The sequence below is a fragment of the Flavobacterium sp. genome, from assembly GCF_044376915.1.
Taxonomy (GTDB): domain Bacteria; phylum Bacteroidota; class Bacteroidia; order Flavobacteriales; family Flavobacteriaceae; genus Flavobacterium.
On sequence record NZ_JBILKB010000017.1, the window covers coordinates 20,444 to 28,905 of the forward strand.

Genomic DNA, 8,462 nt, shown 5'->3' on the forward strand with positions numbered 1-8,462 from the left:
TTCAGCTCTTTTTTTATACCTTTTTTATGACATACGTTACGATGCCCCAAACGGTAAATTCGGTATCTAATTTTATTTCAATAGGTTTGTAATTTGAATTTTCAGGCATTAAAAACAGTGCTTCACCTTCTTTTTTAATACGTTTTACTGTAAATTCACCATCGATTAAACAAATCGCTATTTTATCGTGTACGGGTTCTAAACTACGATCAATCACTAAGATGTCGCCATCATCTATTCCAACTCCGGTCATAGAATTCCCAACCGCTTTTGCATAAAACGTAGCTTCCGTATTTTTGACCAATGTTTTGTCTAAACTAATTTTGTTTTCTTCAAAATCGCCTGCAGGTGAAGGAAATCCTGCTTTGATACCCCCTGAAAAAAAAGGATGTTTTTGTGTGGCATTTTCATCCGGAAAGTAGCACTTTATTTTTTGGGTTACTGACATTTTACTTCAATTATTTCTTCAAAGTTAGTAGTATATTTTTTAGAAAGGTGTTGCTGTTTCATTTTCCAGGTGCGTTGTAAATCCTGACTACCCAACCGTATTTTTCGTACCCCATTTTTTTTATAGTAAGCATCCATTACGTCCATAATTTTTTGATACTTCGGATTTTCATCGTCAAACAAATGAAACTGTTTTTGATTGGCCGGGATAATTTCGGTGACAATGACACCTGCTTTTTTATACAATTCGCCCTCCTGATACCCTTCTTGCAAGAGTTGGACAGCAATATTACTTATTGAAAAAGCGGTATTACTCGGAAAGGATAGTGTTTTGAGTCGGTAATAACTGTAGTGCGAATCGGTGGTTTTGTATTTGTTTTTTTGTAAATATAAAATGACGGCATAACAGCAAGAATTTTGCATGCGCAATTTTTCAGCGCACAGCGAAGCAAAGGTCGCAACGCGTTCTTTCAATAGATTGTAGTCGCTTATATCGTGTTCAAAACTTCTTGTAATGGCAATGGTTCGTTTGGTTTTGGGTTCGTTCAGTGCTAAAACCGATCGTCCTTCTAATTCATATTTTAAACGCAATCCTACCACACCCATCTCTTTTTTGATGAATGCTTCGTTATGGGGTAGGGTAAAATCAAATGCGGTTCGTATTTTTTGTTGGTACATTTTTTTGGTCAATCGAAATCCAATGCCCCATACGTCTTCGATTTTTGTCCATTTTAAGGCTTTGATTCGTTTCTCTTCGGCGTCAATCACATAAACACCTCGTGTTCTTTCGGGATATTTTTTGGCAATCTTATTGGCTATTTTTGCCAATGCTTTGGTGGGTGCAAATCCGATGCCAGTTGGAATACTCAACCAATTCATGATCCGTTCTTGCATTTGCGTACCAAGAAAATAATAATCTGAGATGGTATGTCCTTCAAAGTTTAAAAAGGCTTCATCAATACTGTATACTTCTACATTTGGTGTGTAGTGTTCTAATATCTTCATTACACGTTGGCTCAAATCGCCATATAGCACATAATTAGATGAAAATACTTTTATTTGGTGTTGCCGAATGAGGTCTTTTATTTTAAACTCGGGAACGCCCATGGTAACGCCTATTTTTTTAGCTTCGTTACTGCGTGAAATGACACAACCGTCATTGTTGGAAAGCACTACTACAGGCGTTCCATTATAGTGGGGTTGAAAAACACGTTCGCAAGAAACGTAAAAATTATTACAGTCGACCAGTGCATACATGAGGGTAAATTTACTTTTCTTTTCGTAAAAAAACGAGGCTACAATTGTTAATGTTAATAAAAAAAACGCAACCGGTATTTCGGTTGCGTTTGTATAGTTACAAGGGCTAATTTTTAATCGTTTAGCTTCAAAACAGCCATGAATGCTTCTTGTGGAATTTCTACATTTCCTACTTGGCGCATGCGTTTTTTTCCTTTTTTCTGTTTTTCTAATAATTTACGTTTACGAGAAATATCTCCTCCATAACATTTAGCCGTTACATCTTTTCGAAGGGCTTTAATGGTTTCACGCGCAATAATCTTGGCACCAATAGCTGCTTGAATAGGGATGTCAAATTGCTGTCTTGGAATCAATTCGCGTAATTTTTCACACATTTTTTTGCCAATATTGTAGGCATTATCTTCGTGGATCAATGCCGAAAGGGCATCGACAGATTGGGCATTTAATAAAACGTCTAATTTTACCAATTTAGATGTACGCATTCCTATGGGATGGTAATCAAAAGAGGCATATCCTTTGGATACTGTTTTTAATCGGTCATAAAAATCAAATACGATTTCGGCTAACGGCATGTCAAAATTTAATTCTACACGTTCGGTAGTCAAATAGGTTTGATTGGTAATTAAGCCTCGTTTTTCAATACACAAACTCATTACATTACCCACAAAATCTGCTTTGGTAATGATGGTTGCTTTTATGTAAGGTTCTTCTACACGGTCTAATCTAGAAGGTTCTGGTAAATCAGATGGATTGTTTACAATCATGCCAACTTCCGGCTCTTTTTTGGTATACGCTAGGTAAGAAACGTTAGGAACGGTAGTAATTACCGTCATATTGAATTCGCGTTCCAAACGTTCTTGTATGATTTCCATGTGTAACATTCCTAAGAATCCACAACGAAAACCAAATCCTAAGGCGGCCGAACTCTCTGCGGTAAACACTAACGAAGCATCATTCAATTGTAATTTTTCCATAGAAGCACGAAGGTCTTCGTAATCTTCCGTATCTACGGGATAGATTCCGGCAAAAACCATTGGTTTCACATCCTCAAATCCCTGAATCATATTGGTAGTTGGTGTTTTGGCATCGGTTACGGTGTCACCTACTTTTACTTCTTTAGCTTCTTTGATTCCCGAAATTAAATACCCTACATCACCCGTGGAAATAACATCTTTTGGAACTTGATTTAATTTCAACGTCCCCACTTCATCGGCAAAATATTCATTGCCAGTTGCCATGAACTTAATTTTTTGCCCTTTTCTGATTTCTCCATTTTTTACTCTAAAAATAACTTCAATTCCACGAAACGGATTGTAATGTGAATCAAAGATTAAGGCCTGAAGAGGTTCTTCAACATTTCCTTTTGGTGCAGGTATTTTTTCAATGATAGCGGCTAAAATATTTTCAACACCAAAGCCTGTTTTTCCTGAGGCATGAATGATATCTTCTAATTTACATCCAAGTAAATCGATGATATCGTCACTCACTTCTTCCGGATTGGCACTCGGTAAATCCACTTTATTGAGTACGGGAATGATCTCTAAATCATTTTCTAAAGCCAAATATAAATTTGAAATGGTTTGTGCTTGAATACTTTGTGCCGCATCAACAATCAATAGTGCGCCTTCACAAGCTGCAATAGATCGCGATACTTCATACGAGAAATCCACATGACCGGGTGTGTCAATTAAATTCAAAACATATTTTTCACCTTTATAGGTGTATTCCATTTGAATGGCGTGACTTTTTATGGTAATTCCACGCTCGCGTTCCAAGTCCATATTGTCTAATAACTGGGCTTTTTCTTCACGTGCAGTAACGGTTTGAGTAGCACCAAGTAATCGATCGGCAAGCGTACTTTTTCCATGGTCAATGTGTGCAATAATGCAAAAATTTCTAATGTTTTTCATGCTTCAATATCAAGTTCAAATTTCAATAGCGACTTTAGTGCAATTAATCTGCAAATATAGGGTAAAGTTTTGATTCATGATAACAGAAACCAATCGATAAGAAGAGAAAAAAGCAAAAATCAAAAATCAGTAATCTTCAATCAAAAATCTTATTCTATCTTTGCAAAAAAAGTACAGTACCATGCCAAAAATTGGTAACATCTTATTACCCGATTTCCCGTTATTGTTAGCGCCGATGGAAGACGTGAGCGATCCGCCTTTTCGTCGTTTGTGTAAATTACACGGAGCCGATTTGATGTATTCAGAATTTATTTCTTCGGAAGGATTAATTCGGGATGCGGTGAAAAGCAAGCAAAAGCTGGATATTTTTGATTATGAACGCCCTGTGGGAATTCAAATTTTTGGTGGTGACGAAGAAGCTATGGAGATGTCGTCTCGAATTGTGGATGCGGTTCAACCTGATTTGGTTGATATCAATTTTGGATGCCCGGTAAAAAAAGTGGTGTGTAAAGGAGCAGGAGCCGGCGTTTTGAAAGATGTAGATTTGATGGTGCGCTTAACCAAAGCGGTGATAAAAGGAACCAATCTTCCCGTGACGGTTAAAACGCGTTTGGGGTGGGATGAAAGTTCCATCAACATAGACGAAGTTGCCGAACGCTTGCAAGACATTGGTGTGCAAGCTTTGACGGTGCATGCTAGAACACGTGCGCAGATGTACAAAGGACATTCTGATTGGAGTCATATCCAACGCATAAAAGAAAACCCAAGAATTACCATGCCTATTTTTGGAAACGGTGATATCGATTCGCCTGAAAAAGCATTGGAATATAAAAACAAATATGGTTTAGACGGGATGATGATTGGTCGTGCAGCCATCGGTTATCCTTGGATTTTTAATGAAATCAAACATTATTTTGCTACCGGAGAAAAATTAGTAGCACCCAACATGAACGACCGAATTGAAGCTGCAAAAAATCACTTGATTTGGAGTGTCGATTGGAAAGGCGAACGTTTAGGAATTAACGAAATGCGACGTCATTATACTAATTACTTCAAAGGCATTCACGGATTTAAAGAATACAAACAAAAATTGGTGACCACCGATGGCATCAATCAATTATTAGATGTATTTACTGAAATTGAGCAGGTTTTTGCCGATTATGTTGTAGAAGGTTAGTTGAATTATCCGTGATAAACTCTGGAAAACACAATTTGCCCGTCTTTAATTTCTAACACTTCAGCTACTAACATATCTTCTTCTCCTTGTACTTGTCTCGTGTATTCCATGAAAACGCGATCTGAGTTTGCGGTTAACGAAGTGACTTTGTATTGCAATGTTGGCAATCGATCAAAAGCGTCTTGCCACCAATTGCGCATTGCTTCTTTACCGATGATTAAACCATTTGTTTCGGGCTGACGAATCTTTAATTTCGGGCTATAATGTTGGGCCTCATCGTCGTATAGTGCCAATAATTTTTCAAGATTTTTTGTATTGAAGGCATCAAACCATCGAAGGGCAATTTGTTGGATTTGGTTCGTCATAAAGTTCGCAAAGATTACTAAATAAAAAAAAAGACACATAAAAAATTGCTATGTGTCTGTGTATATTTCAAAAAAATTTAAGAATTTTTTAGGTTGATGATTTCTTGTTCGGTTAAGAAACGCCAATCGCCTCTTGGTAGGTTTTTCTTCGTTAACCCCGCAAAGGTAACTCGGTCTACTTTCAATACATCGTATTTTAAATGTTCAAAAATTTTACGCACCACTTTTACATTGGACGTTTTCATTTTGATACCAATTTCACTTTTGGGTTGGTCTTCGATATAAGTTATTTCTTCCACAAACACTCTGTGGTCTTCAATGGTTAATCCTTTTTGAATGCGTTCCAAATCTTCAAATTTTAAGTTTTTATCTAAAGTGACTTGGTATACTTTCGACGAGCGTTGATTGGGAACCGTAAATTTTTGAACAATTTCTGTATCATTGGTAAACAATAATAATCCAGTAGTCGTTTTGTCCATTCGTCCTACAGGGATTAAATTTGCTTTGGTTGCATTTCGCACTAAATCCAAAACATTTGCTGATCCTGGAGCATCATCTCCTGCCGTAGAAAAGTTTTTAGGCTTATTTAATAAAATATATTCCTTCTTTTCTGGGGTAATGTTTACGCCATCAAATTGGACAGCATCCGTTAATTTTACTTGGTAGCCCATTTCGGTAATGACCACCCCATTTACTTTTACGTTACCACTTTGTATGTAAATGTCTGCATCTCTTCTACTGCACATCCCTGAATTAGAGATGTACCTATTTAATCGAATTTCGTCTGGGTTTGAAGGTCTTTTAGGAGATTTTGCTGCCTTTGGGGCTTCTTTAGCGGCCTCAGGTTTTGTAGCAAATTTTGAAGGCGCTTTTTTTACAGGGGCATTTCCTCTTGAATTGCTGGTTTTTTTGTATCCTCCTTGACGGGCAGAACCTGGACGACTTTTATCGCTTTCTTGATGACGTGACATAATTGTAAACAAATTTCTGCAAAGATATAACTAATATGTGGAAATCAATTTTTTTCCATGAATCAAAACCGATGGTTCAATCAAAACAATTGAAAACACACCCGCTACAATGATGAATTTTAATAAAAAGTGCAGTTTAAGATATGCTGTTTTTGAAGCAGCTTTCCAAAGTGAAACACTAAAGAATAATAAGGCCATTAGGCTCAAATAAAAATAAATATCCATATAGCCCACATCATAAATCTCGATCAAAAAATAGACTGGTAACAAAGTGAATGCGGTTAATAATGAAATGATACTTTTTGCTGTCTTTTCTCCAAAAACAACAGGAATTGTTTGGTATTCTGCAATTAAATCACCTTCCAAGTTTTCTAGATCTTTGATCATTTCTCTAATGATGATGAGCAACAACAAGAAGGAGGCATGTACTAAAATGACGGGATAAAAATTCTTATAATACATTAAAATTCCAAAGAAAGGTAAAACAGCTAAAATTGCGGCTGTTAGGTTTCCAATGAGAACTATTTTTTTCAATTTGTGCGAGTAGAACCAAATCAAGAAAATGTATGTTGAGAAAAACAATAGGGCACGCCACGAAATGAAAAACATTAGTAACGCTACGATAAAATTAATGGTAAAATATACTTTTAATTTGGTCTCCTGACTTACCAAACGGTCAATCATTGCTTTCTTTGGCCGGTTGATTAAATCTTTTTTAGCATCGTAAAAATTATTGATGATATAACCCGAAGCAATAGTTAATGTTGCTGCAATTACAATTAAGAATAAACGCCAGTCAAGGATAATATCTAAGGCACGTTTTTCGGGCGCCAAAATAAAAATGGCAGAAAGATATTGGGCTAAAACAATCACCCAAATGTTATATCCCCGAATGACAGAGAAAAAACTGGCTATTTTTTTGAGTGTTACTTTGGATTTGCGAGTAAGCATATCTCTTTGGATTTTGGTTATAGGAGATTGTAATTGGTATGAAAATCCATTACCTGGTTACCCATTATCTATTACCTTTCTAAAAATTATAAACTACTTCTAATTTATAGTCTTTTAAAGATTCTTTAGCCTTATCGAGATCTTGAGTAAATCCCAAAATATAACCGCCACCGCCAGAACCACACAATTTCAAATAGTAATCATTCGTGTCAATTCCTTTTTGCCAAACTTGGTGAAATTGCTCCGGGATCATGGGTTTAAAATTATTCAAAACTACTTTTGATAATTGCTTCGTATTTTCCAATAATGATTTTACATCACCGTGTAAGAAATTATCCACACAAGCGTCAGTATATTTAATGAACTGTGATTTCAACATCGTACGGAAACCATTGTCTTTCAAGTTTTCCATAAAAATGGATACCATAGGTGCGGTTTCGCCTACAATTCCAGAATCCAATAAAAAGACCGCTCCTTTGCCTTGGGTACTTTGTGTTGGAATTCCAGTAGCTTCAATATTGTCTTTTGAGTTGATCAGTATGGGAATACTTAAATAACTATTTAAAGGATCTAAGCCCGAACTTTTTCCGTGAAAAAACGATTCCATTTGAGCAAAAATCGTTTTCAATTGCAATAATTTTTCACGGGTTAAATTCTCTAAAACTGTGATTTTTTCGTTGGCATATTTATCGTAAATGGCTGCTACAAGTGCACCGCTACTTCCTACACCATATCCTTGTGGAATGCTAGAATCAAAATACATTCCGCTGTTTATATCTTGTTTTAATACATCCAAATTGAACGTAACCAACTCGGGTTGTTCTGTTTGTAAATTTTCTAAATACACTACAAATCTTCTGAGACTTGCGTTTGATTTAATTGCGCTTTCTGAAGGGTTTTCCTCCTTTTTCAAGGCACCATTGTAGAAATTATAAGGGATTGAAAGTCCTTTCGAATCTTGGATGATTCCATATTCTCCGAAAAGTAATATTTTAGAGTAAAAAAGTGGTCCTTTCATAATTTTTAGTTTTCTATTTCAGTAAACAAGGAGTAAATGTACAAAATTAATTTGATTTAGCACCTGTTCCAATTTGATCACAAATATATTGCCCATTTTGACAATAGCCAACCAATTCATTTTGAATAAATTGCATTACTTTTTCTTTTACCGTTGACGGGTATAGAACATGCACATTGGCACCTGCATCCAACGTAAAACAAACGGGAATTTGTGTTTCGTTTCTAAAGTTCCAAATTGTATTGATAATTTCTAACGTATTCGGTTTCATCAAAATGAAATAAGGCATGGATGTCATCATCATGGCGTGTAATGTCAACGCTTCACTTTCTACAATTTTGATGAATGCTGCAATATTTCCCGATG

At 36.0% G+C, this 8,462-nt stretch carries 8 protein-coding genes and 1 pseudogene; 1 reads left to right on the forward strand and 8 read right to left on the reverse strand.

Annotated elements, in window-relative coordinates; all coding sequences use genetic code 11:
• Window positions 1–13: 13 nt before the first annotated feature.
• From ACIQ6Z_RS03260 to lepA, 3 genes are all read right to left on the reverse strand, one after another.
• Window positions 14–448: a LexA family protein gene (locus ACIQ6Z_RS03260; RefSeq protein ID WP_396209503.1), complete on the reverse strand. Its 435-nt coding sequence runs from the start codon at window positions 446–448 to the stop codon at window positions 14–16.
• Window positions 439–1,704, reverse strand: coding sequence for a Y-family DNA polymerase (locus ACIQ6Z_RS03265; RefSeq protein ID WP_396209504.1), 1,266 nt, complete (start codon window positions 1,702–1,704; stop codon window positions 439–441). Before ACIQ6Z_RS03265 ends, ACIQ6Z_RS03260 begins: the two co-directional genes overlap by 10 nt.
• Window positions 1,705–1,817: 113 nt before the next feature.
• Entirely contained in the window at window positions 1,818–3,614 is a 1,797-nt protein-coding gene (gene lepA, locus ACIQ6Z_RS03270) for a translation elongation factor 4 (RefSeq protein ID WP_396209505.1), read from the reverse strand.
• A gap of 181 nt (window positions 3,615–3,795) precedes the next feature.
• Between lepA and dusB the strand changes: the two genes are divergently transcribed.
• Window positions 3,796–4,791 carry a tRNA dihydrouridine synthase DusB gene (gene dusB / locus ACIQ6Z_RS03275; protein WP_396209506.1) on the forward strand — a complete coding sequence of 332 codons (996 nt, stop codon included), beginning with the start codon at window positions 3,796–3,798 and terminating at the stop codon, window positions 4,789–4,791.
• 5 nt (window positions 4,792–4,796) lie between these two features.
• Here dusB and ACIQ6Z_RS03280 read toward each other — a convergent pair whose 3' ends face one another.
• The 5 genes and pseudogenes from ACIQ6Z_RS03280 to ACIQ6Z_RS03300 all read right to left on the reverse strand — a co-directional run.
• Complete coding sequence (locus ACIQ6Z_RS03280) at window positions 4,797–5,156, reverse strand: nuclear transport factor 2 family protein (RefSeq protein WP_396209507.1); 360 nt, start codon at window positions 5,154–5,156, stop codon at window positions 4,797–4,799.
• A gap of 77 nt (window positions 5,157–5,233) precedes the next feature.
• Complete coding sequence (locus ACIQ6Z_RS03285) at window positions 5,234–6,127, reverse strand: pseudouridine synthase (protein WP_396209508.1); 894 nt, start codon at window positions 6,125–6,127, stop codon at window positions 5,234–5,236.
• 30 nt (window positions 6,128–6,157) lie between these two features.
• Window positions 6,158–7,078 carry a geranylgeranylglycerol-phosphate geranylgeranyltransferase gene (locus ACIQ6Z_RS03290; protein ID WP_396209509.1) on the reverse strand — a complete coding sequence of 307 codons (921 nt, stop codon included), beginning with the start codon at window positions 7,076–7,078 and terminating at the stop codon, window positions 6,158–6,160.
• 79 nt (window positions 7,079–7,157) lie between these two features.
• Entirely contained in the window at window positions 7,158–8,096 is a 939-nt protein-coding gene (locus ACIQ6Z_RS03295; protein ID WP_396209510.1) for a mevalonate kinase, read from the reverse strand.
• 46 nt (window positions 8,097–8,142) lie between these two features.
• Window positions 8,143–8,462: pseudogene (locus ACIQ6Z_RS03300) on the reverse strand (diphosphomevalonate decarboxylase); the annotation flags it as partial.

Excerpts from the sequence above, each read along its gene's own strand:
- ACIQ6Z_RS03260 (WP_396209503.1), bottom strand. The coding sequence starts at position 448 with ATGTCAGTAACCCAAAAAATAAAGTGCTACTTTCCGGATGAAAATGCC.
- ACIQ6Z_RS03265 (WP_396209504.1), bottom strand. The coding sequence starts at position 1,704 with ATGTATGCACTGGTCGACTGTAATAATTTTTACGTTTCTTGCGAACGT.
- lepA (WP_396209505.1), bottom strand. The coding sequence starts at position 3,614 with ATGAAAAACATTAGAAATTTTTGCATTATTGCACACATTGACCATGGA.
- dusB (WP_396209506.1), top strand. The coding sequence starts at position 3,796 with ATGCCAAAAATTGGTAACATCTTATTACCCGATTTCCCGTTATTGTTA.
- ACIQ6Z_RS03280 (WP_396209507.1), bottom strand. The coding sequence starts at position 5,156 with ATGACGAACCAAATCCAACAAATTGCCCTTCGATGGTTTGATGCCTTC.
- ACIQ6Z_RS03285 (WP_396209508.1), bottom strand. The coding sequence starts at position 6,127 with ATGTCACGTCATCAAGAAAGCGATAAAAGTCGTCCAGGTTCTGCCCGT.
- ACIQ6Z_RS03290 (WP_396209509.1), bottom strand. The coding sequence starts at position 7,078 with ATGCTTACTCGCAAATCCAAAGTAACACTCAAAAAAATAGCCAGTTTT.
- ACIQ6Z_RS03295 (WP_396209510.1), bottom strand. The coding sequence starts at position 8,096 with ATGAAAGGACCACTTTTTTACTCTAAAATATTACTTTTCGGAGAATAT.